The organism is Streptomyces sp. f51 (genome assembly GCF_037940415.1).
In the GTDB taxonomy this organism is placed as follows: domain Bacteria; phylum Actinomycetota; class Actinomycetes; order Streptomycetales; family Streptomycetaceae; genus Streptomyces.
In genome coordinates, this window is sequence record NZ_CP149798.1 from 7,782,850 (window position 1) to 7,804,186 (window position 21,337).

General features: G+C 69.9%; 18 protein-coding genes. 9 read left to right on the forward strand and 9 right to left on the reverse strand.

Annotation, left to right across the window (positions count from 1 at the left end; all coding sequences use genetic code 11):
- Positions 1-29: 29 nt before the first annotated feature.
- Positions 30-863 (reverse strand): inositol monophosphatase family protein, encoded by an 834-nt coding sequence (locus WJM95_RS33860; protein WP_339134767.1) that lies wholly within the window; start codon positions 861-863, stop codon positions 30-32.
- 135 nt (positions 864-998) lie between these two features.
- Here WJM95_RS33860 and WJM95_RS33865 point away from each other — a divergent pair, with 135 nt between their 5' ends.
- The 3 genes from WJM95_RS33865 (at position 999) to WJM95_RS33875 (ending at position 7,984) form a co-directional block, all read left to right on the forward strand.
- Positions 999-1,922, forward strand: coding sequence for a LysR family transcriptional regulator (locus tag WJM95_RS33865; protein ID WP_339134769.1), 924 nt, complete (start codon positions 999-1,001; stop codon positions 1,920-1,922).
- 997 nt (positions 1,923-2,919) lie between these two features.
- The gene (locus tag WJM95_RS33870; protein ID WP_339136014.1) at positions 2,920-7,608 is read left to right on the forward strand and encodes an RICIN domain-containing protein; all 4,689 of its coding nucleotides are present in this window, start codon (positions 2,920-2,922) and stop codon (positions 7,606-7,608) included.
- An 85-nt stretch (positions 7,609-7,693) separates the two neighbouring features.
- Positions 7,694-7,984: a hypothetical protein gene (locus WJM95_RS33875; RefSeq protein WP_339134771.1), complete on the forward strand. Its 291-nt coding sequence runs from the start codon at positions 7,694-7,696 to the stop codon at positions 7,982-7,984.
- Between the two features lie 144 nt (positions 7,985-8,128).
- Here the strand turns inward: WJM95_RS33875 and WJM95_RS33880 are convergent, their stop codons facing one another.
- On the reverse strand, positions 8,129-9,961 hold the full coding sequence (locus WJM95_RS33880) for a hypothetical protein (protein WP_339134773.1): 1,833 nt from the start codon (positions 9,959-9,961) through the stop codon (positions 8,129-8,131).
- Between the two features lie 355 nt (positions 9,962-10,316).
- Positions 10,317-10,841 (reverse strand): helix-turn-helix domain-containing protein, encoded by a 525-nt coding sequence (locus tag WJM95_RS33885; RefSeq protein WP_339134775.1) that lies wholly within the window; start codon positions 10,839-10,841, stop codon positions 10,317-10,319.
- Between the two features lie 180 nt (positions 10,842-11,021).
- Here WJM95_RS33885 and WJM95_RS33890 point away from each other — a divergent pair, with 180 nt between their 5' ends.
- From WJM95_RS33890 to WJM95_RS33910, 5 genes are all read left to right on the forward strand, one after another.
- Entirely contained in the window at positions 11,022-12,281 is a 1,260-nt protein-coding gene (locus WJM95_RS33890; RefSeq protein WP_339134777.1) for an MFS transporter, read from the forward strand.
- Between the two features lie 102 nt (positions 12,282-12,383).
- Positions 12,384-12,731 carry a helix-turn-helix transcriptional regulator gene (locus WJM95_RS33895; RefSeq protein WP_339134778.1) on the forward strand — a complete coding sequence of 116 codons (348 nt, stop codon included), beginning with the start codon at positions 12,384-12,386 and terminating at the stop codon, positions 12,729-12,731.
- Complete coding sequence (locus tag WJM95_RS33900) at positions 12,728-13,564, forward strand: HD domain-containing protein (RefSeq protein ID WP_339134780.1); 837 nt, start codon at positions 12,728-12,730, stop codon at positions 13,562-13,564. The genes WJM95_RS33895 and WJM95_RS33900 overlap by 4 nt, the downstream gene beginning before the upstream one ends.
- On the forward strand, positions 13,558-13,839 hold the full coding sequence (locus WJM95_RS33905; protein ID WP_339134782.1) for a hypothetical protein: 282 nt from the start codon (positions 13,558-13,560) through the stop codon (positions 13,837-13,839). Before WJM95_RS33900 ends, WJM95_RS33905 begins: the two co-directional genes overlap by 7 nt.
- A 92-nt stretch (positions 13,840-13,931) precedes the next feature.
- Complete coding sequence (locus WJM95_RS33910; protein ID WP_339134784.1) at positions 13,932-14,417, forward strand: DUF2867 domain-containing protein; 486 nt, start codon at positions 13,932-13,934, stop codon at positions 14,415-14,417.
- On the opposite strand, the gene WJM95_RS33915 is transcribed toward WJM95_RS33910, so the two are convergent.
- Positions 14,412-14,597 carry a hypothetical protein gene (locus tag WJM95_RS33915; RefSeq protein ID WP_339134786.1) on the reverse strand — a complete coding sequence of 62 codons (186 nt, stop codon included), beginning with the start codon at positions 14,595-14,597 and terminating at the stop codon, positions 14,412-14,414. The two genes, WJM95_RS33910 and WJM95_RS33915, sit on opposite strands and share 6 nt — an antisense overlap.
- A 111-nt stretch (positions 14,598-14,708) precedes the next feature.
- Here WJM95_RS33915 and WJM95_RS33920 point away from each other — a divergent pair, with 111 nt between their 5' ends.
- Complete coding sequence (locus WJM95_RS33920; RefSeq protein WP_339134788.1) at positions 14,709-15,122, forward strand: hypothetical protein; 414 nt, start codon at positions 14,709-14,711, stop codon at positions 15,120-15,122.
- A 53-nt stretch (positions 15,123-15,175) separates the two neighbouring features.
- Here the strand turns inward: WJM95_RS33920 and WJM95_RS33925 are convergent, their stop codons facing one another.
- From WJM95_RS33925 to WJM95_RS33945, 5 genes are all read right to left on the reverse strand, one after another.
- The gene (locus tag WJM95_RS33925) at positions 15,176-15,400 is read right to left on the reverse strand and encodes a helix-turn-helix transcriptional regulator (protein ID WP_339134790.1); all 225 of its coding nucleotides are present in this window, start codon (positions 15,398-15,400) and stop codon (positions 15,176-15,178) included.
- Complete coding sequence (locus WJM95_RS33930) at positions 15,397-15,972, reverse strand: Uma2 family endonuclease (RefSeq protein ID WP_339134792.1); 576 nt, start codon at positions 15,970-15,972, stop codon at positions 15,397-15,399. Before WJM95_RS33930 ends, WJM95_RS33925 begins: the two co-directional genes overlap by 4 nt.
- Positions 15,973-17,428: 1,456 nt before the next feature.
- A complete protein-coding gene (locus WJM95_RS33935) occupies positions 17,429-19,102 on the reverse strand; it encodes a protein kinase (protein WP_339134794.1) in 1,674 nt (557 codons plus the stop codon).
- A gap of 321 nt (positions 19,103-19,423) precedes the next feature.
- On the reverse strand, positions 19,424-19,654 hold the full coding sequence (locus WJM95_RS33940; protein WP_339134796.1) for a DUF2945 domain-containing protein: 231 nt from the start codon (positions 19,652-19,654) through the stop codon (positions 19,424-19,426).
- Positions 19,655-20,612: 958 nt separating this feature from the next.
- A complete protein-coding gene (locus tag WJM95_RS33945) occupies positions 20,613-20,993 on the reverse strand; it encodes a hypothetical protein (RefSeq protein ID WP_339134798.1) in 381 nt (126 codons plus the stop codon).
- Positions 20,994-21,337: the final 344 nt, after the last annotated feature.

Consider the following 21,337-nt stretch of genomic DNA (forward strand, 5'->3'; position numbering starts at 1 on the left):
CTTCCGGTGCTTGTCGTTCTTGGAGGTGGTCAGCGCGAGAGCGTGGCGACGGCGGCGGTGTGCACACCGGGCGTGGCGGCCAGGAGGCTCTCGCTCTCCGGTGTCCAGGGCCGGCCCTCGGCGTCGGAGATGCGTCCGCCGGCCTCGGTGACGAGCAGTGCGCCGGGCAGCAGGTCCGCCCGGGCCCCGGCGAACTGCCAGAAGGCGTCGATCCGGCCGGCGGCCACGTTCAGCAGATGCAGGGTCGCGGGCACGGACGTCCGCACCACGAGCGCGTCCAGCAGCATCGCGGTGATCGAGGAGCCGACGCGGCGCACGATCGCTTCGTCCTCGTCCGGCCGGGCCTGGCTCGTGGCCACGAGGCTCAGCCCGAGGTCCGTGGTCTCGGAGACGCGCAGCGGCCGGCCGTCGAGGTGGGCGCCGCCGCCCGCGAGCGCGGTGTAGGTCTCGCCGGTCAGCGGCAGGTGGACCGCGGTGAGCACCGGCCGGTTGTCGCGCACGAGTGTGGCGGTCACCGCCCAATCCGGCAGCCCGTGCAGGTGGTTGACGTTGCCCTCGGCCGGATCCACGACCCACCACTCGCCGGAGGGCAGTGCCCCGCCGTCGAGTTCTTCCTCCACCCAGCCGGCCTCCGGGCGCAGAAGCGTCAGGCGGGGGCGCAGGACTTCGAGGGCGGCGTCGTCGTTGGCGGCGAGCGCGCTCATCAGTTCCTCGCGCGTCCGGTGGCGGACCACGCCGCCGAACCGCTCCCGCAGCACCGAGCCTGCCGCACCCACGGCGAGCGCGGTCTGGGCGAGCAGTTCGGCGTCGGACACGGAACCGGTGGCCGTGGTGCTTGCGGTGCTCTGGATCGATGCGGACATGGCGGTACTCCCAATTCTCAGCAGGGGATGAGGCCGAGGGCGCGAATGGCGTTGATCTCTGCGCCCCACACCTCGAAGGTATGAGCAGTGGGCATTAACCTCAAGTGCATGTAAAGCACGGCTAGAGTGACTCCCATGCAACTGGATTTGAACCTGCTCGCCGCGCTCGACGCGCTCCTGGAGGAAGGGAGCGTGACCGGCGCGGCCGACCGCCTGCACGTGACCGCCCCGGCGATGAGCCGAAGCCTCGGCCGGATCCGGAAAACGACGGGCGATCAGATCCTGGTGCGCACCGGGCGCACCATGACCCCGACGCCGTACGCGATCGCCGTCCGGGAACAGGTCCACGACCTGCTCCAGCAGGTCCAGGGCGTGCTGGCGCCGAGCCGTGAACTCGATCTCGCGACCCTGGAGCGCACCTTCACGCTCCGCTGGCACGACTCCCTCGTCGCCCTCGGCGGCCCCGCACTCCTCGCGGAAGTACGCAGGCAGGCACCGGGCGTACGGTTGCGCTTCATCGCGGAATCGAGCGTCGACACCCCCGGGCTGCGGCGCGGTGAAGTCGACCTGGAGGCGAACGCGAACCGCCCGGCCCAGCCCGAGATCCGCGCCGACCAGGTGGCCGAGACCCGCCAGGTCGTCGTCATGCGGCAAGGGCACCCGCTCGCCCGTGCCGAAGCGGTCACCGCCGCGCGGTACGCCGAGGCCGAGCACATCACCATCTCGCGGCGCGGAAGGTTCGACAACGCGCTCGACGAGGCCCTGGCACGGCTCGGCCTCACCCGGCGCGTGGTGGCGACCGCGCCCACCGAACGGGCCGGTTTCGAGTTCGTGCGCGAGTCCGACCTCCTCGTCACGGCCCCCGAATCCACGACACTCTCGGCCGCCGCGGATCTCGGCCTGGTCCTTCTCCCCCTCCCGTTCGAACTGCCCCCGGCCCCGGTGTACTTGTCGTGGCACCAGCGCTACGACACCGACCCCGCACACGTGTGGCTACGCGCCCTGGCACGGACCGCACTGGCCGGTCCGGGGAGGGGGCGGGATCAGGTAACGCACTGAGTTCTGGCCGGGTGAGCGGAGGACTTGGTCGCCTTCCTGAACCGGGATCTGCTGTTCGGAGCTGTGTCGGCTGGCCGCGTGAACCTGACTGCCTGCACCGCTGACTCCTTCGCCAATCGGCACCCAGTACCTCTTCGTGATCACAGACGGTCCATTGGATGTGCAGTGCACAGTTGCTCTTGGGTATGCAAAGCAATGGGTGGTGTTCGTTGAGGTCCACGGACAGCACGTGTCGAGGTCTGGCCGTGGGCTGCGCTTGTGTGCTCATTTCGTCAACCGCCCTTCGACCGAAGTGATTTGAAGCAGGGTTGACCTGCTGCTCCGAGCTCACATCGCCACCTGGAAATGGCCGAAATCCGGCCAAGTTCTGTGAGGTGAACGTGGACCGCCCTGTCCCTCCGGTACCCGGGAGGCGCACGGAGGATCCATACGGTGCTGGGCTGTGGGTCGCCGGGACCTCGGTGGTGGACCTTTGGGTGACAGGTGATTTCACGCCAACGCAATCACCGGCTTATCGAACCTCCGTACGGTATGTCTGCGTAAGGTGGCGCTGTGCATGACGAGGAACCTGACCAGTTCTGTGTCCGCGCACGTCATTCGGCGACCGGGGGAACACTGTCGCTCACGGGGATGAGTTGCGTCGCCATGCCGCCTTGCCGGCTCGGCACGCGTATCGATGTGGTTGGTTCGGCGTGCTCCTGAGCACTCTTCAGAAGCAGCTCGCCATGCTCCGCTGTTCGACCGTTCCTCGGGCTCGTACCCCCCAGTGAACGCAGAAAGGGATGCCTTCTTGCACCCCAGACCATGGTTCCGGCTGCCCGCGGCACGAAGATCGCGCAAGCTCACCTCCGCCGTCACCTCTACGGCTGCACTGGCGGTTCTGGCCGCTCTCGCGGTGCAGCCCGGCTCGACCAGGCCCCAAAGCGAGCCGGTGGCCGACTCCTACCCCTGGTACGACGACACCACCGCCGAGCAACTGCGTCAGGACCAGTGCCTGATGGCCGACGTACTGCGCCTGGGCGGCCCGTCGATGACCGCGACCGCGCAGGACGGCCTCAATCAGACGCCGGACAAGCTCCATGTCCTGGCCGACCGCAAGAACTGGGAACGGACACCGCTCGCCGTCGCGTACGACAACGACCGCGACGCGGCGGGCAAGGAGATGGACGCCCTTTCCGCTCAGCGGGAAGCCTGGCAGAAGCCTCTGAACGGTCTTGCGACTCCCGGCGGATTCACCGACACCGACTTCCACCAGCCGCCCGACGGCGACAAGAGCTTCTACTCCCAGACCGGGCTGTCCGCCTGGGTCGCCGACCGGTTCTGGAAGACCGACTCCGACTTCTACGACGACGCCACCCCGAAAGCCGACGACGCGACCCTCAAGGCCGTCGACCAGGTGGGCAACCCCCTCTACGGGAAGGACCCCGATCCCACCGGGACGACTCAGGCGGAGTGGAATCGCACGCTCGCCGAGCGCAGCGCCTTTCAGTGGATGCACGGGGGGCCCGCGGCGAACGCCGGCGCGGACGACGCCCGTCTTTTCCTGTCCTCCGGTGGCTTTCCGCGCAGCGCGCCGCAGCAGGGCACGCCGGAGTACCGCATCGCCGTCGAGGACGTGAAGTCCCGCTTCGCCGCGTGTGGTTGGCGGGATCCGGTCGACCCGGACGGCGTGCTGGGCGACATCACTTCCATGGCGGCCGGCGAGTGGCAGCAGGAGGTCGCCTCGCAGGCCGCTCAGCGCAACCAGGTCCTGGGCGCGAACAAGGACGCGGTCAACGCCCTGTCCAAGGGCGCGAAGGCTTTGAGCGACATGCTGGGCCAGTCCTGGACCGCGGACCATCTCACCCGGTGGCAGGACTACTGGATGCCGGGCGGTCTGGGCTGGGTGGGCGACAGCCCCACCGTCATCGAGGTGCACGCCGCGAAGGACAAGTGTCTCGACGTCCAGGGCGGCAAGAAGGACACCGGCACGCCGGTTCAGGTGTATACGTGCAACGGCTCCGCAGCACAGAAGTGGGTGCTCCTGGGCAGCGAGGACAAGCTGCACCTGCAGAACGTCAACTCCCTCAAGTGCCTGGACGTGGCCGGGAACAACACGGCGAACGGCACGACCATCCAGATCTCGTCGTGCAAGGAGTCCACGTCGCAGACCTGGTCGTCCGAACTGCGCGGTGCCACCAGCCTGAAGAGCGTCGGTACGGGCAAGTGCCTGGACCTGCACACCTTTGACAACGGCAACGACGCCAAGCTCTACACCTGCAACGACACCCCTGCGCAGCAGTTCGACATCAAGCCGTCCGGCCACAACGGCACCGGACAGCTGGACTACCCGGACAAGGCGCAGTTCACGAAGGCGACGAACGGCGTGGCCGCCGCGCAGGCCGCCGCGAAGAAGCAACTGACTGTCCTGAAGGCTCAGCTCGCTGCCGCGCAGAAGGCATCGACCACCTCGGACACGGCCGTTCAGGCTGCCTACGGCATCGCCGACACCAACGGCGCGCCGCGCGGCCGCGGTCTGCTCGTCGGGCAGCAGAAGGACCAGGTCACACAGGGAGCCGCCGCCGCGCTCGCAGCGCTGGAGAAGGCCGGTGAGACCGCCGAGGCGGCCACCCGCGCCTCCGCCGGCGACAGCGCGACCATCACGCAGCGCGCGCTGGCCCAGGCCGCCCAGGCGAAGGCCGAGTTCCGCAAGAAGGCCGCCGAGACCGCCGAGCTCCAGGCGAAGGCCGCAGCCGACGCGGCCAAAACCCACCGGGACAACGCCAAGAAGGACAAGGAGACTGCGGAGGCCAGGCTCACCGACGCGCTGAAGGCCGAGGGCGACGCCAAGGCGGCCGCCGCCGACGCACACGCCAAGCGGCTTGCGGCGGAGGCCGAGGAGAAGACGGCCAAGGCGGAGAAGGAGACGGCCGCCGTCAAGCGGTCCGAGGCCGCCGCGCACAAGAAGAACGCCGAGTCCCAGGCCACGAAGGCGAAGGGCGCCAAGGACAAGGCCGAGACCGCGGAGAAGACCGCCCAGGACCGGCGCGACGACGCGGTCAAGGCGAAGGACCACGCCAAGTCCCTGCGCGACGACGCCTGGGACGCCGAGCAGAAGGCTGACGCCGCCCGCGCGAAGGCCGACGCCAAGGACGCCTACGCCGACTCCCTGGATTCCGGTGACGCGGCGACCGCGGCCCGCACCGCCGCGAACGACGCCGACCAGGCGGCCGACGACGCCGAAACCGCTGCGGGCAAAGCCCGCTCCGAGGCCGACGCCGCCACCAAGGCGGCAGCCGACGCGGACGCCGCGGCCACCCGCGCCGAGGCCGCCGCCAAACGTGCCCGCTCCGACGCGGACGCCGCCCAGGCCGACAAGCTGAAGGCCGACGCCGCGGTCAAGACCGCCACCAGCGCGGTCGCCGACGCCATCAAGGCATCCAAGGACGCCTCCGACCAGGCCAAGACCGCGGTCAAGCTCGCCGACGAAGCCGAACAGCACGCCAAGGACGCCAAGACCCAGGCCGACAGTGCCAGCACGGAGGCGGCCAAGGCACTCGCGGCGTCAGCCAAAGCCGCCGGCTACGCCCACGTCACCGCCCAGGCCGCAGTCGACGCCGGAGGAGCCGCGAAACGGGTCGCCGACCCGGCCAACGACGCCATCCAGCTCGGCTCCGCCTACCTCGACGCCGACTCCGCGGCCGGCCTCGTCGTCCTGACCGGACAGGGCTCGAAGACGATCGCCGAACAGCAGCAGGCCGTCGCCCAGGCGCACGCCACGAACGCCGCCGCCGAGGCCCAGGCCGCCAAGAACCTCGCCGACCAGGCCAAGGGCGACACCAAGGAGGCCTACCAGCACGCGGCCAACGCCGCCGGATACGCCGCGGACGCCCGCACGTACGCGAAGGACGCCCTCGGCTACGCCGCAGGCGCCGCCAAGGCAGCCTCCGCAGCAGCGGTCTCGCTGGCCCGCACCATCGACTACGACACACAGGCCACCACCGACGCAGCCGCCGCCGACACGGCCGCGGGCAACGCCGAGGGCTACGCCAAGGACGCCCGCGACTCCGCCGACGCAGCCGAACTCGACGCCTCCGCGGCCCGCTCAGCCGCCGCCCAGGCCGAACAGGACGCCGAGGACGCCCGTGCCGCCGCTACCCGCGCCGACACGGCCGCCACCGAGGCCGAACAGGCCGCGAAGGACGCCGACAAGTACGCCACGGAGGCGCAGGAGGCCGCCGACAGGGCCGAGAAGGCGGAGAAGGCGAAGCAGATCAACGACGGAACCGTTCCCGACGAGAACGGCCACTCGATCGGCAACGTCTTCCACGTCATCGACCACATCGAGAAAATCGGCGACCCGGAGGTCGTCAAGAAGTCCGACGGCTGCGACCACTGGTGGACCCCCCTCACCTACACGGGCAACTGCACGATCACCTCGAAGATCAAGTACAGGGCCGTTGTCGACCTGTACCTGTGCAGTGCCGAGGGCATCGACCCGCAGAAGCTCATGTGTCCCCCGGGCGCGACGCATTACCTCAAGACGATCACCACCGGCGAACTGTCCCAGGAGGTCACGCACACCATCACGATCGCCGAGTGGCAGGATGGCGTCGATCCCGTCGACATCCTCTTCGGCAGCTGGATCAAGTGCGCCCAGAAGTTCACCTCCGGTTTCGAGCGCGGCAGCTGGAGCGGCTGCGCCTGGGCGTCCCTGGACGTCGCGGGCCTGTTTGCTGGCAAGATCATCAGACCCATCGCCGAAGCGGTCAAAGCAGCGGACGTGGCCGCCCGGACCGGGATCAGGTTTACGGACGCGTGGAAGGCGCTGCGCGCCCTCAAACTGCCGGAAGATGCCGTCGCCGGCATCTTCAAGACACTTGGCCAGAGATTGCGTGGACTCTGTCTGAAGGACAGCTTCCCCGCTGCGACTCCCGTACTGCTCGCGGATGGCTCGGTCAAGCGCATCGACGCGGTCAACGTCGGCGATCAACTGCTCGCAACTGACCCGGACGCCGGTACGACTGTGCCTGAACCGGTCACGTCGACCTTCTCTCACTCAGTAGACCGGCTCCTGCAGATCTCCTTCGCTGACGGCGGAAGGATACTGACCACGCCGGGACACCGAATGTACGTTCCGGGCCGTGGCTGGGTACACGCCTCCAGCCTGCACAGGCGGGACTCGCTCCGGACTCCGACCGGTGCCCTGCACCGGGTGGTCGGTATCCGCCCCGTGGATGCACCGCAGCAGGTGTGGGACCTGAGCATCGCCGACCTCCACACCTTCTACGTACTCGCGAGCCAGACTCCCGTGCTGGTCCACAACGTCGACTGCCCTGTTTACTATGCGGAATACCCCGGTGGGGCTTCGATCGTCGCGGACATCGACAAGGACGGTCTCTTCGGACTTGCCATCGAGGCGATCAAGGATGTACCCCCCAGAGGCAGTGAGATGTTCAACGCCGCGCTCGCGCATTTCGGCGATGCGGTGAAAGGCATAAAGGGATACTGGCAAGACGGAGGTACGCTCAGCGATAACCTGGACTCCTTCAACGCAGCCGTACGGGGCGGCGCATCGCTTGAGGAAGCGGCACTGTCAACGTTCACGGGCAAAATGGCCTCGCGAGCAGGTTTCTCGAAGGTGGAGATAACTGAACTCAGAGGCATGCCGGGGCACTACACAAACGTGGGGGCGACCTTCCGTTAGGTCACCTGTCCTCGGTATTCACAGCTGGAGGAAACGAGTTGGGGCGGGTATCGTATGGCCACATCCCGCCCCAGCGTCGTCACGCATGGATCGGAAAGTCGGACACGAGATGAGTGAGATGGAAATTCTTGTCGGTGAGCTGAAGGCCGCTCACGCCGACGGAAAAGGTGCAATAGAACTCGCATTGCTCGCCAGGGACAAACTGGGTTCAGGGTTCCGCGCCGTCCCGTTCATCGCATCCTTCCGTCTCGCTTTCGGCATACCGCTGCCCGTTCTGCAGCGGGCGCAAGCATGGGAGAGGTTCGGCTTGGGGAGCGTCCACATCTCCGACGAGGAGTTCACGAGCCTCCTCTCACCATGGCTCACCCATGAGTGAAGAGCCTTCGGGACCCGAAGGGCCTGTCGACCGAACGGGCTGACGCCGTGAAGCAGGGGCGTGGAAACCGCCCGGCCCTGTGTCCCGTCCCGGCCGCCTGCGGCGCAAGGCTGCGCGCCGCGACGAGCCCCGGCCGACGCCGTCCTACAGAAGACCCACCCCGGCGTCGACGTACCCGAACTCGAGAGCCATCCGTACCAGTGCCTGCCGCATCAGGCTTCGGCGTTCCCTGCGGCCCATGGCGGGGGAGGCGGTGACCGTGACCGCCATGCACGACCGGCCGCCGTCGTAGCCGACGCCCAGCGGTGCCAGGTCGACGAGCGTGCCCAGGGCGGGCAAGGCGCCGCTGTCGGCGGGGCGTTCGCAGGTCATCCGCAGTTCGGTGGTGGGCGGCGCCGCCCACCGGAGGCGGCCCGGATCGCCGACGAGACCGGGCAGCAGTTCGGCGGCCGTCTCCCACGCGTCCAGCAGGACGGTCTGGACCTCGTCGAAGTCGAGCCGCGTGTTCGGGCCGGTGCCGAACGTGCGCGCCCACGCCGCCGGATCCTCGACCAGGACCTCCGCGCAGGCGACCACGGCGGGGTTCGTCGTGGTGGGCAGGGCGAGCATGGCGGCGGCCCTCAGGGCCGGGCCGCCGCCGGGCGCGGGGATCGTGCAGGTGTAGCCGGCGCAGCGGGCCGAGTTGCCGGACGGCGTCCGCTCCCAGACGGCCGTACGCGGCTCGGCGCCCCGCCGCCTGGACAGCATGGTCACCGCACCGGCCAACACGCCGTAGGGAAGCTGCCGTTCGAGCTGGACACGCCGAGGCCTGGTGATCTCCAGCGTGTCCGCGCCGGCCCAGGGCAGGGTCACCACGGCCCGCAGGCGCAGCGCCGGCTGCTGGCCGTCTGTCCAGTCCTCGGCCGACCGGCTCGGGTGGAGACCGAAGCGGGGGAGCGGCTCCCAACGCCACCCGCCGACACCGCGCTCCGCGCAGGTCAGGCGACCCGCACCCCACGTACCGCCGGCGAGGTCCAGGCTCCGCGCGTCGGCCCCGATCACCCACGGGCCGGCCGCGCCTTCGGGCGGTACGGGGCAACCCACGGCCGTGAGCGGTTCCTGGCCCGGGGCGAGCCGGCCGGCGTCGAGGACCGCCTGCCACACGGGCGCGGCGACGGCCACCGGCGGGCGGCCGGCCGCCAGGCACAGCACCCAGCCGGGTTCGTCGCCGCGTGCGTGGTGGAAGTCCTGGAGGACGGCGGGTCCATGGGCCCGGACCGGTCCGGCCGGCTGCCCCAGCCCGGCGACGGCGAGGTCCTTGTGCGCCTCGCGCATCTCCCGCTCGTGTTCCCAGAGCCCCTGGCCGGCCCGCGGTTCACCGCCGCCCGGCCCGGCTTCGGGCACCGCCTGGCCTGCGAGCGCGGCAAGGGCTTGGTCGGTGGGCGCCCCGCAGGCGCGGACCCCGGCCGAGAGCAGCGCCTGGATCTGCGTGCGTGCCAGCCAGTGCGTCCCGTCGCCGTCCCGTACCGGCACCGCGACCGTGTCCGCCCGCTGAGCACCCGGCCTGCCCGTCGGCGCCGCGACGACGAAGAGGGTGCCGGGGGCCTGCTCGGGGACGTGGATGAACACCACACGCCCGCCGCCGTCCCCACTGCCGGACCAGCCGATGCGCACCCCGCGCGGGGCCGGGGTGATCCGGGCGCGGAGCAGTTCGCGCACCTGGTCGAAGTCCATCGCCTCCGGGCCGACGCCCACGACGCGGTCGAGGACCACCTCGTCGTTGTCCGTGCGGGTGGCGATGCCGATGACGATGACACCACCGCCCCCGTTGGCCAGCGCCGCGACGTCCCCGGCGAGTTCCTCGGCCGCCCGGGGATCCTCGCCGAGCCGGTACGGGGCGGCCTTCGCGTCGAGCCACCGCGTCTCACGCGACTCCAGCAGGGAACCCGGCTCATGGCAGTCCAGCACGGCCAGCGCGCTCATCAGATCCGTCGGCACCCCGGCAGTATCCCCTGCTCCCGGCCTTCCGCCGCCGCGTTTGACAGACTCACGAGCAGCGGCACACCGCACCGCGGTACGAACCCGCAAGACGGCAGGACGTGCGGGAAGGGCGCCGTAGCCAAGGGGTGCCCTGCCGCGAGGACCCGGCTCTGGTCGCCTTGCGTGTGACGGCAGTTGAGCGCCCGGCCCGGTGCGCGGACATCGCCGTGGATCGTGGGGGACGAACTCCGGGAGCCCAACGTCGCTCGGGCGCGCGGGCGTTCGACGGCGATCCGGTCCAGGAGCTGCGATCTCCCTGCCGGCGCCGCCGACTTGGGACGGCGCGAGCGGACTCCGCCCGGCCCGGACGGGATCACTTCTCCGGCTGCGGCTGCGGCACGTCCTGCAACGGGAAGGCCATCATGCTGACCCCCAGGGGAACGGTGCCCGGTGTGTGCGGCGGCCGGGCCGCTTCATGGAGCTCGATGGCGACCTCCGCGAGCCGCCGTCGGATGTCCTGCCAGGTCCGGGAGTCCACCCACAGTTCGGCGTCGACGGTCACCCCCTCGCCGTCCTCCGCACGCCGCAGGGCACGCTCCCGCAGGGTGCGTGCCATGGTCTCGGCCAGCATCGGGGTCCCCTCGTGCTGGTCGGACAGCGGCGTGCCCTGGACGGTGCGATAGCGACGCTCCCTGCCGCCGCGGCGGGTGCGTTCCTCCGCCAGCGCGACCAGGCCCACCGCGTCCAGGCGCCGCAGGTGCTGGCTGGCCAGCGCGTGGGAGATCTCCAGCTCGCGGGCGAGCTCGGCGGCCGACATCGGCCCCGGCCACATGAGGCTGAGCATCCGCAGCCGCACGGGGTGGGCGAGCGCGCGCAGCACGGGATCGGTATCGGTCACGCGAGCCAGTAAAGCGCACGTCGGTGCCACGAGCCCACTACCGCCAATCAAATCATTGGGGGTAGGTTGTGCGACCGGACGGGCCGTCCGGGTCGTCCGGGCTTAACGGGCCGTCCGGGCTGAACGGGTCGTCCGGGCTGAACGGACTGAACGGGCCGAATGGACTGAAGGGGGAGGGGCATGGCCTGGAACGCGGCGAAGGTCTTCCGGGACCGCAACGCGGGGCTCTACCTGGGCGCAGTGCTCGTCTCCGGATTCGGTGACTCGGCCATGGCGCTGGCCGCCGGAATCTGGGTCAAGACGCTCACCGGCTCCAACAGCCTCGCCGCGCTCGTCGGCTTCTGCATGTGGCTGCCGACCTTCGCGGGACCCGTGCTCGGCACCGTGGCCGACCGGGTGCGCCGCCGTCCCCTCCTGGTCGCCACCAACCTGGCCCTGGCCGCGGTCATGACCGCACCGTTCTTCGTACGCTCGCAGGACCAAGTGTGGCTGCTGTTCGCGGTGATGACCCTGGTCGGAACGGGCATGGTGCTCACGGACGCGGCCGAGACGGCCCTGGTGGCGGCCGCCGTGCCGGACGAACTGCGCGGTGACTTCAACGGCCTGGTGCTCACCGCCATGGAGAGCATGAAACTGCTCGCGCCGCTGGCCGGCGCGGGCCTGTTCGCCGCCCTCGGCGGGCCGACGGTGGGACTGCTGGACGCGGCCACCTTCGTCCTCGCCGCGACCGCCTTCGGACTGATCCGGGTACGGGAAGCCCCGCCCGCGGCCCGCATCGGGCGGGCGTGGACCGCCGGGACCGCCGAAGGCGCCCGTTACCTGCGCCGCCACCCGGTACTGCGCCCGCTCGTCGTCACCAGCGCCACGGCCATGATGCTGGCGGGCCTCAGCAGCACGGCCACGTACGCGATGCTCGACGACGGGCTCCACCGGTCCCCGGCCTTCGCGGGCGTGCTCACCTCGCTGCAAGGCCTCGGATCGGTCGTCAGCGGGCTGACAGCCGGTACGTTGATGCGCCGGCTGCCCGAGCGCACCTTGCCCGCGGCCGGACTCGCCCTCCTCGCCGTCGGCGTACTGGCACGGGCGACACCCTGGACGCCCGCCGTACTCGGCGGCAGCCTGGCGCTCGGCCTGGGCCTGCCCGTCCCGCTCGTCGCGGCACTGACGGCCGTTCAGAGACACACCCCGTCCGAGCTGCTCGGCCGGGTCGCGGCGACAGCGAGCACCGTGATGTACGCGCCCACCGGACTCGCCCTGCTCCTGGGTGCGGGCATGGTGGCCCGCCTCGACTACCGGGTGCAGCTCCTCGCCGCCGGCGCGGTCGGGCTGGCCGCGGCAGCCGTACTCGCCATGACCGGCCGCACCCGGCACACCCCGCACGCCGGGGAGCCGGTCGGTGCCCGGCCCTCGCCCGAAACGGAGGCGGCCGAGACGACGTAGACGGAGCGACACCGGAAGGCGGGCCGCGGGGTTCACGGCGGGCGCCGATCGGCGGTCCACGTCCCCTGGACATCCCGTATATAGTCTATGTAGAGTACGAGTATGGGTAGTCCGCGTATGACCTTGCAGACCCAACTGGTGCTGCGGGCTTTGCTGGAGGATCCCGCCAAGCAGCGGTACGGCCTTGAGCTGTGCGAGCTGGCGGGACTGCCGTCGGGCACGATCTATCCGATCCTGGCTCGGCTGGAACAGGTCGGCTGGTTGGACAGCACCTGGGAGGACCCGAACGTCCACGAGGAAGCCGGCCGGCCGCGCCGCCGCTTCTACCGGATCACCGAGGACGGCGCCGAACAGGCTCGCCTGGCCCTCGCCCGCGCCTACCGCGCCCGTAAGCAGCCGCTGCCCGGCTGGGCGGCCGCGCATCCGGCCGGTGAAGGGGGAGTGTCATGAAGGCGCGGCGCCGGTTAGTCACCCGGCCGGGCGGGCGTCAGGCCAACGGCCCTTCCCTCGAAGGCCTGTTGGACGTGGTGCGTGCACATCATCCCGACGCCGACCTCGCTCTCGTCGAGTTCGCCCATGGCGAGGCCGCCCGCTGGCACGAGGGACAGACCCGCTACAGCGGTGACCCGTACCTGACGCACTGCCTCGCCGTCGCCGCCATCGTTGCCGACATCGGCATGCCGCCGACCGCGGTCTGCGCCGCCCTGCTGCACGACGTCGAGGACACAACCTGCCCGCCGGGCCGGGTGGCCGAACAATTCGGCCCGGACGTCGCCCAGTTGGTGTCGGACGTCCGCACCGTCAAGCTCGGTGCGATCCCGTTGGGAGGCCTCAGCCCTGGCGCCGCCGGCCCGACCTCGCGGTCGCCGCATCAAGAGGCGGTGCTGGCCATCCGTCTCGCCGACCGGCTCCACAACATGCGCACCATCGAGTTCGTCGCCCCCGGCAAGCAGCACGGCAAAGCCCACGAGACCATCGACGTCTTCGCCCCTCTGGCCCGTGCGGCAGGCCTGACCGAGGTCAGCCGTGAACTGCACGACCTCTCCACGGCCGTGCTCCAACCGGCACCCGCCGCCTACGCCGTCACCACACGCCTGCTGGCCCTGCTCACGATGCTGCTGCCCGGCACGCAGCGAGCCCGATGGCGCCAGGAATGGCAGGCGGAACTGGCCGTCCTGCCCACCCGCCGCACCCGTACCCGATTCACCCTCCGGGTGCTGCTCGGCACTCCGCGCCTGTCCATGACCCTGCGCCGCCCCGCCGGTCAGGAACCACGATGGTGAGCCGGACGGCTCGCATCGGCGGCCTGCTCGGTGCGGTGGTCACCTGCGGGACGGCCGTCGTGGGCGCAGGAGTGCCCGGCTGGACGGTCGCAGGACTCACAGGGGGCGCACTCGTCCTGCTCGTGCTCGTACTGTTCCTCCCCAGCGAGACACCCGCCCGCCGCCTGGGCCACCTCATCCAGGCCTGGCGAAACCCCCTCGGAGCCACCGCCGGGCCAAGCCCCGGCCCACCCGCAGGCGCGCCGTCCCCGGCCGCCCGAAACGCCAGCGACTGATCCCGCCGAGCCCGAAAATCCACCCGGTGGGCGGACTTGGCCATCTGTACGAGAAGGCGAGAAGAACCATGGGGCACAGGACAGGAACGCACGTGCGCAGAAGGGCCGCACCCGTCGTGGATGCGGCGGTCGCGAGCCTGGGTGGCTGCGACCACGTGGACGCGGTCGCGGTGGACCTGGCTCCGGGAACCAGCGCCGCGGACTTCGCCCGGACGGTACTGACAGCGACGCCGGGATGGGTGCACGGGCTGCTGGCCCTGCGGGACAAGCTGATGTCGCCGTTCGGGCTGCATGTCCAGAAGAGAGTCGACCCCCATGAGATCCGGGTCCAACCCGGAGTGCGGCTGGGCCCCTTCCTGGTCCTGACCGTCTGTGACGACGAGGTACTCGCCGGCGACAACGACAAGCACCTGGACTTTCGCACCTCCTTCGCCGTACGGGAGGGAGCCGCGGGACTGGAAGGCGTCTGCACCACGGTCGTGCGCTACCACCGGCGGGCCGGGCACCTGTACTTCAAGGCCATCCAGCCCTTCCCCAACCTCATCATCCCGAGGATCGTCGCCCGCGCCCGCTCATAGCGGGCGATGTTCTTCCGCCCACCTGAACGCCGACTCCGTCCTCTTCGGTCCGAGCCACGACTGCTCGATCTGCCCGGCGAGGGCGAAGGAGGCCGGATCAGCCTGGGCGGTGTAGTCGCTCTCCGCCCGCCCGACCGGGGCTTCGTGCACGACTTCCTTGCTGCCGCCCTTCTTCTCCACCCTGGCTTTGGAACGGGCCAGGCGGCAGGTCTCGATGAAGACGGCGTGGAAGGTGAGCCGGTTCGGGCGTCTGCCGTGACCCGACCGGTCGAGCAGGCGATAATCGGGGACATGGCTGTCAGGTCCTCTTGCTTCCCGGTGCCTGACGCGTTCGAGCTGCTCCGCGAGCAGTACGCCAAGAGGTTGCCCGCGCACCTTCAGGACCTGACGGGCCCCTCTCACGGTTCGGTCGACCTGCCGTTGCACGTGGCCTGGTCCGGACGCCGCTCCTACGACGTAGAACAGGCGCGCTCGCGGATGAGTCTCTACCGCACCGTCCTGGCCGAGGGCCAGTGCCAGGACCTGGTCGCCTTCCTGAACCGGGATTTGCTGCTCGGGCAGTGGCCGGTACTGCGCACCCTGATCAGCCGGCCGCTACGGGATGCCTGGGAAGAGTCCTTCCCCGAGCTGGCCGCCACCAGGGGCGTGCCGGCCGCGCGACCTCTCGGTCCCGAGTCCGTTCCGCTCCCAGCAGGATCTGTCTGAGGACGGACCCTCGTTGTGTCGGCCATGGAGCGGTGCCGACGGGCGAAGGAAACTCAAGCTGAAGGTGGTGCCTGTCCGGAGTCGGATGTGAAGGCGACCGTCAACTGGCAGTCCAATGCCAAGGCGATGCGGTCCAGGAGTGCGAGGGTGGGCAGATCCCGCCCGGATTCTATGCGCGAGATGGCAGCCTGCCCGGTTCCGGCGAGCTCGGCCAGGCGTGCCTGAGACATCCCACGGCGTTGGCGCCACAACCGCACCAGATCCGCCGTGTCGTTCACGTCCTGTCCTCGCTGTAGCGAGGCAGACCAGCAGTGTCGATCTTCCAGCCGGCGATGGAAATGGTGTCCGAGAACGTGTAGTGCTGCCTGTTGTCGTACGTGGGCACGCCATTTCGATTCACCGGTGCCCAGTGATGAACTGCGCTCCCGTCGCGAGGGTCCACGATCAGGTAGTGCGGAACCCCCATGGCCGGGTAGTCACGCAGCTTGCCCTCGTAGTCGTTGCTGGGATTGGACCTGGAAACGATCTCGATCACCAGATGACAGCGGCGGGGGTCGATTGCGTCGCTGTCGACTACGGCTTCCTCTTCGTCGATGACGACGAGATCCGGTACGCGCAGGATGCCGAGTCCGGCATCTTCCATATCGGTTTTGAGCATGAGGACCAGGTCCGTACTCAACTGGGGTTCCAGCTGAGTACGCAGGCGGTGAGCAACCAACTGATGCTGCTTCTTCGGGCTTGTCATCATCAGCAGCTGGCCATGGCTGATCTCCGCCCAGGCCAGTGGTTCTGGCTGATCGAGAGTCTCGCGGAACTCACGCAGATGCCGGTAGACGCTCTGTTCCGTCACGCACTCACCGTATATGGCGAAATCATCATGTCTCCGAGATGGGGCCTGGGGGTCTTGTTTGCGGACCGGCGTGAAGCGAGCCCTCCCGTACAGCAGCTCACTGGCTGCTCAAGGGCTGTCCCGTACGGGGGTGACCCCGATACAGGGATCAAGCAGCTCAACCGCTCCGTTCGTGACGGCGTTGCCGCGATGGGCATCGAGCCCGCCTTCATCCCGGAGTTCTTTGGAGGCTTCCACCGAAAGAACGGGGGCGGTCCGTCATCGCGATGCCCGCCCCGGCGGTACGACGGGCCGTCGAACCGCGGATTCCCGAAGCCGCCGGGCCGCTCGCCGCTCCCGCAACCCCCTTCAGACCCGGACGCCAGGAATGCGGGCGCCCTGCGCAGGAACGTGGGACCGTGGCAGCAGTCGTGGCCCGTCGACATCCCCCGAGCGGCGGGCCGCGACTGCCTTCTGGCACGGTTCCTCGGGCAGTCCTCCGGACCCAGGTCGTGCACACGGCAGCGCGGGGTGGGCGTCCACGCCCGGCGTTCAACGCTCCCCGATGAGCAGACCTGCGCTGTTCGTTCAGAACCCTCGACGGCCCACTGCGCCCCGGACGGCTGACTGCCGACGCGTGCCGGGCCACGTCACGGGCGTTTATATCTGACTATTTATGCTGAATGAGAAATCAATTTCCATTTCTTGAGAACGCGGTGTTCTGTGGTGATTCGGTCATGTCCGAGGACAAGGATCGGTGCGTGCCCGGCCGAGTGGTCCGGGCGGTGCCGGGGCGTCAGCCCCGGTTCGTACGGAAAGGTCTGAACATGATCAACGGGTTGAAGAGGGCCGCGGCCCTGGGGGCGGCGACGGTGGCCCTGGCCGCTGGCGCAGTCGTCGGTACGGTCGGTACCGCGTCGGCCGCCCCGCAGGACCACCGGCCGTCGGCGGGGGCGCAGGACCACCGGCCCTCGGCGGGGTCGCGTCACTTCGAGAGGGTGGCGGGGCACTGGGCACGGCAGTGGCGCCCGGCGTTCCGGGACCGGCACCACCACTGGCACCCCGGCCAGTGGGTCCGCGTCTGGCGCCCCGCCCACAAGGATTGCCACCACTCATCCCGTCGCTCACGCCGGCATCCGCCCGTAGTGCGGCTGCCGTTCACACCAAAACCGGCCCCGGCGCGCCTTTCGAAGGCGCGCCGGGGCCGGCTCGTCTGGTCGCGATGCCGTCAGCCGGGCCGGACTCACGCCACTCCACCACGCGCCCGTTCGGTAAGGCCGTTGACCGTTCATGGGCGGTCAGCCGGCAGTCCGTGAACGCGCCGGGGCGCCCGTACGGCTACGGCCGCGGCAATCAGCGCGACGTCGAGGACTGCCCGTACGCCTCCGACGGCTCCTCGGCCATGGCGGCGTCCTGCAAGGCATGCCGGGACCGGCCGGCGGACAGAGCGGCGCGCTCTCGTGCTCCGGTGCCGGGGTCACCGGCGGGTGAAGGTCGTCGGTGATCCGAGCCCCAGTGCGTTGGGGGCGAGTCGGAGCGTTCCGTCGGTCATGCTTATTTCGTAGGAGTTGCCGGACGAGCAGACCACGGTGCCGGCCGAGTCCGTGGTGTGCGGGGACTGCGCGGCGAGGTTCACGCTGCCTGCGTTCACCGCCTTCAGCGCAAGTGACTCGGTGCAGCCGTCGTTCTTGCCGTCGTCCTGGTCGTGGATGTCGCTCACCTGCTGTCCGACCAGCTGACCGAGCCGCCCCGCGTGCAGGGTGAGGGTGACCTTGTAGCTGTCGGTGTGCAGTCCGAACGAGTAGTTGCCGTTCGGATTTCCCGGGCCGGTACCGACCCAGGTTCCCACCCAGGAGGCCGGCAGCGCGGTGGGGTCAGAACTCGGACCGTTGCCCGGCAGGGTGGTTGCCGCGCCGCTGCCGCCGGTCGAACCCGTGTGGTCCGAGCCGGAGTTGACGAAGGCGCGCACCAGCAGGCCGGCCAGCGCCAGCACGGCCAGGGTGCCCGCCACGGCGACCAGCGGGATCCGGCGTGCCGTGCCCGCCACCGGCTCCGGAACCGGACTCGGCGTGGGTATCGGGTCTGGTCCGTCGTGGTGGGCCGGGCGGTCGTGCGCGGTTCGCGTCACGGTGTCAGGGGATGGGCGCGGCGCGAGGACGGCGGTGTCTTCGGGCGGGTCGGACAGGGGAGTGGCGTCGTCGGTGGCAGTGCCGGCATGGGTCAGGGAACGCGCGGCGGCCGGGTCGGCCAGCGTCGCGCGCGTCTGCGCCTTCCGCGCCGCCAGTTCCGCAGGGAGGGCCGGCGGCTGCCGCAGTGTCCAGACCCCGGCCGGACGATCCGGCTCGGGCAGCAGCTCGGTGGCCGCCCGGGCCGTCGGGCGGTCCGCGGGCTGCTTCGCCAGACAGGCCCGAACCAGCGGCAGCAGCGCCTCGGGCACCCCTTCCAGATCGGGTTCCTCGTGGACCACGCGGTACAGCAGCGCCTGCGCGGAGGGCTCCTGGCCGGGCAGGCTGAAGGGACCACGACCGGTGGCCGCGTACACCAGCACCGCGCCCAGGGCGAAGATGTCGCCGGGCTCCGCCGAGCCGCCGGCGGTGGCCTGTTCGGGTGCCATGTAGCCCGGCGAGCCGATGATCCCGCCGGTCCGGGTATGCCGGGAGTCCTCCGCGGCGCGGGCGATGCCGAAGTCGATCAGCAGGGGCCGGGTGTCCGCCAGCAGTACGTTGGACGGTTTGACGTCCCGGTGGGCCAGGCCCGCCTGGTGCACCGCGTGCAGAGCCTCGCACAGCTCGGCGGCCAGTGCGGTCAGACTGTCCGCCGGCAGCGGCCCGTACCCCGTCACCCATTCGGCCAGCGACGGCGCGGCCACGTACTCGGTGGCGAACCACTGCGGGCGCGAGCCCTCCGGCGAGAAGTCGACCACCGTGACCGTCCACGGCGAGCGCACCCGGTCGGCATGCCGGATCTCACGAGTGAAGCGCTCCCTGAAAGCGGGGTCGAGCCCGAACTCCGGCCGCACGGTCTTCAGCGCGAGCGGCCGTCCGGACGGGGTCCGCGCCAGGTACACCTGGCCCATACCCCCGACGCCGAGCCGCGCGAACAGCGGATACCCCCCGACCGACACCGGATCGGACTCCTCCAGACACTCCATGCCCGAAGCCTATGATCACCTTCACCGGCTGCCCCCAGTTGGGCCCCTGTCCGAGGCCACAGGGCCGGACAGCTCGGAAAAGAACCTGTCGGCCAAACAGACGAATCACAGTGAATTCGTCCGCTCGCCGACCGGACTCGAGCGAAAGAGAGCAGTCCGGTGTACCGCCGGTCCCGCTTGTGGCGACACGGAATCAACGCCTCAAACGGCTTTCGTCGGGCAGGGGAGATCCAGGGTGCTACTCCGCCCCCGGCGTTCACCCTGGAGTGCCCCCAGGAGTGCGGACGGTTGCGTCCCGGTCGTCGCCCCTGGGGTTTCCCGTCATGAGGACGCGCCACCCTTGCGGCGCAGCGCGTCGCGCTTGTGGACAGCGGACCGTCCGGAAGCGTTGCTCTGCACCTCGTATTGCGGCGCCTGCTGGGATGCGTCCACCGTGCGACCGGCCCGGTGGACGTGGTCGGTGATCTTTCCGGTGACGGTTCCGGCCACGTCCTGGCCGTGACTTCGCCACGACACCTTGTCGCCTTTGCGGAGCCTGCGGCTCTTGGGCATCGTTCCTCCTCGGTCTGTTCTGTCCTCGGGTGCGGGCAAGTGGCCGTGACGTCCGTCGCTTTGAGGGTCGTTCTTCTCGACTGGAAGCCGAGGCAAGTTCTGCGAACGGGCCTCTCGGAATCAGGCAGGGCGCGGCGGGAGCAGGCTGTTCTTCTCTTGACCCAACCGGCCTATTCGGCCCAACGGCGGTGAGTAGACGTGGATCGTCACTGTGGATTCAGCCGGAGCTCTGCGCCGCATGCGGTGGACGCATCTGTGGTCGAAACAAAACCCCTCTCCTGCTGTGACGCAGGTTTCCAAGGGTCCGTGGCCGGGACGCAGAAGCGTGTGCAGGATGGTTCCTCGGGCTACGAACACGGCAGTGCAGGAGGCTCCGTGATCATGGAATCCGGTTGCATCGTCATTGCCGAGCCATTCGATCACTGAGATTTCCAGGAGCGGATTGGTGAAAAGGCCGATGTGTGAGGGTCGTTCTCCTCCGCCTTCCAGCAGACTCCCCCACGCGAGAGGGCAGGCGGCAACGTCGCGGGCGATACGGAGAAGCTCGCAGGGCTGGACATACCGCCTTGCAGGATCGATGGGAAGGCTGCTGTCGTGCATCGGCGCCCAACTCCTGTCGGCACCCGCGGTAACTACGTAATGGGCACTCATCGCCGCGAACAAACCGGGAGGTCGACCTCTGGCCGGCCTTCGAGTCCCCGCCCGTCCAGCTGGCGAACTCTGCGGCAGCTCCAGCCCGTCGATCTGAGCGCGGTGGTTCGACCGGTCCCCGGCGGCGAGCCTGGACTCCACACGGCGCGCCGGCCTGCGCGGACCCCCGCCTCGAACGACGATGACGGCAGTCGCTTCCTTACGCAACGCCGCCAGGTGCCGCAGTCGTTGGCGCGCCCGGCCGGGGTGCCCCGCGATGCCGTGCCGGTTCAGCCGCGCGTGGCCTGGTGGCCTTTCGCCGTCGCTCTCAGCGGCTTCCGTCCCCCGCTGATGAGCCGTCGGGATCGATGCCGGTGTATGCCGAGGCGTCCTTTCTGCCGCTGGGGCGGCGGGACTTCCCGCGGCGCCCGGTGTCGTGCATGCCCTGGGACTGCCCCTGGTCCTCGGCGCGCGTGGTCAGGCTGTCCGAAGGGGTGCCCTTTGCTGAGGCTTCTTTCGTCTTCTTCGTAGGCTCCTTGCGCGGCTCGTCGGGTTCTGGGGCGTATGCCTCGGGGTGGAAGGAGCGGTGGGGGCTGGGATTCGGCTGCTGAGACTCCTCGTTCACGGACGGGCCCCAGCGCAGCCGACGTTCTTCCTCGGGTGCGCGCGATCCGGGCTCCTGCGGGGGCTGCTTGGCTGTCTTCGCCATGGGGGGACCTCTTGTTCTTGTGATTGCGGGGTGGCTCGCCGAGTTTCCCGGCATATGCGTGCAAAACATGGCGCAGTGGTTTCCTCTGGCCCTTCGGGCGTGACGGTCCGTGCGCGTAGGGGGCGGAACGCATCGCACAGCTGACGCGGCGGGCCCAGACTCCGCCGCCGGCCGCAACGGAGATCATTTCCGGGTTCACGCCCCAGGGGGACCCCGATGCCGGTTCGCCGCAAGGCCTCCGTACGCCGGTGCGGAAGACGGCGCTGGCGCGGGGGCCGTGATCCACGCCGCTGAGCGCCGGGAAAGCGGCGATGGCACCGAGAACGGCGGTGACGACGCGAGCC

What these genes read in the sequence shown, in the direction of transcription:
- WJM95_RS33875 (WP_339134771.1), top strand. Translation starts at nt 7,694, where the DNA reads ATGGATCGGAAAGTCGGACACGAGATGAGTGAGATGGAAATTCTTGTC.
- WJM95_RS33895 (WP_339134778.1), top strand. Translation starts at nt 12,384, where the DNA reads ATGGGTAGTCCGCGTATGACCTTGCAGACCCAACTGGTGCTGCGGGCT.
- WJM95_RS33890 (WP_339134777.1), top strand. Translation starts at nt 11,022, where the DNA reads ATGGCCTGGAACGCGGCGAAGGTCTTCCGGGACCGCAACGCGGGGCTC.
- WJM95_RS33940 (WP_339134796.1), bottom strand. Translation starts at nt 19,654, where the DNA reads ATGCCCAAGAGCCGCAGGCTCCGCAAAGGCGACAAGGTGTCGTGGCGA.
- WJM95_RS33900 (WP_339134780.1), top strand. Translation starts at nt 12,728, where the DNA reads ATGAAGGCGCGGCGCCGGTTAGTCACCCGGCCGGGCGGGCGTCAGGCC.
- WJM95_RS33860 (WP_339134767.1), bottom strand. Translation starts at nt 863, where the DNA reads ATGTCCGCATCGATCCAGAGCACCGCAAGCACCACGGCCACCGGTTCC.
- WJM95_RS33870 (WP_339136014.1), top strand. Translation starts at nt 2,920, where the DNA reads ATGGCCGACGTACTGCGCCTGGGCGGCCCGTCGATGACCGCGACCGCG.
- WJM95_RS33935 (WP_339134794.1), bottom strand. Translation starts at nt 19,102, where the DNA reads ATGGAGTGTCTGGAGGAGTCCGATCCGGTGTCGGTCGGGGGGTATCCG.
- WJM95_RS33945 (WP_339134798.1), bottom strand. Translation starts at nt 20,993, where the DNA reads ATGGCGAAGACAGCCAAGCAGCCCCCGCAGGAGCCCGGATCGCGCGCA.
- WJM95_RS33865 (WP_339134769.1), top strand. Translation starts at nt 999, where the DNA reads ATGCAACTGGATTTGAACCTGCTCGCCGCGCTCGACGCGCTCCTGGAG.
- WJM95_RS33905 (WP_339134782.1), top strand. Translation starts at nt 13,558, where the DNA reads ATGGTGAGCCGGACGGCTCGCATCGGCGGCCTGCTCGGTGCGGTGGTC.
- WJM95_RS33920 (WP_339134788.1), top strand. Translation starts at nt 14,709, where the DNA reads ATGGCTGTCAGGTCCTCTTGCTTCCCGGTGCCTGACGCGTTCGAGCTG.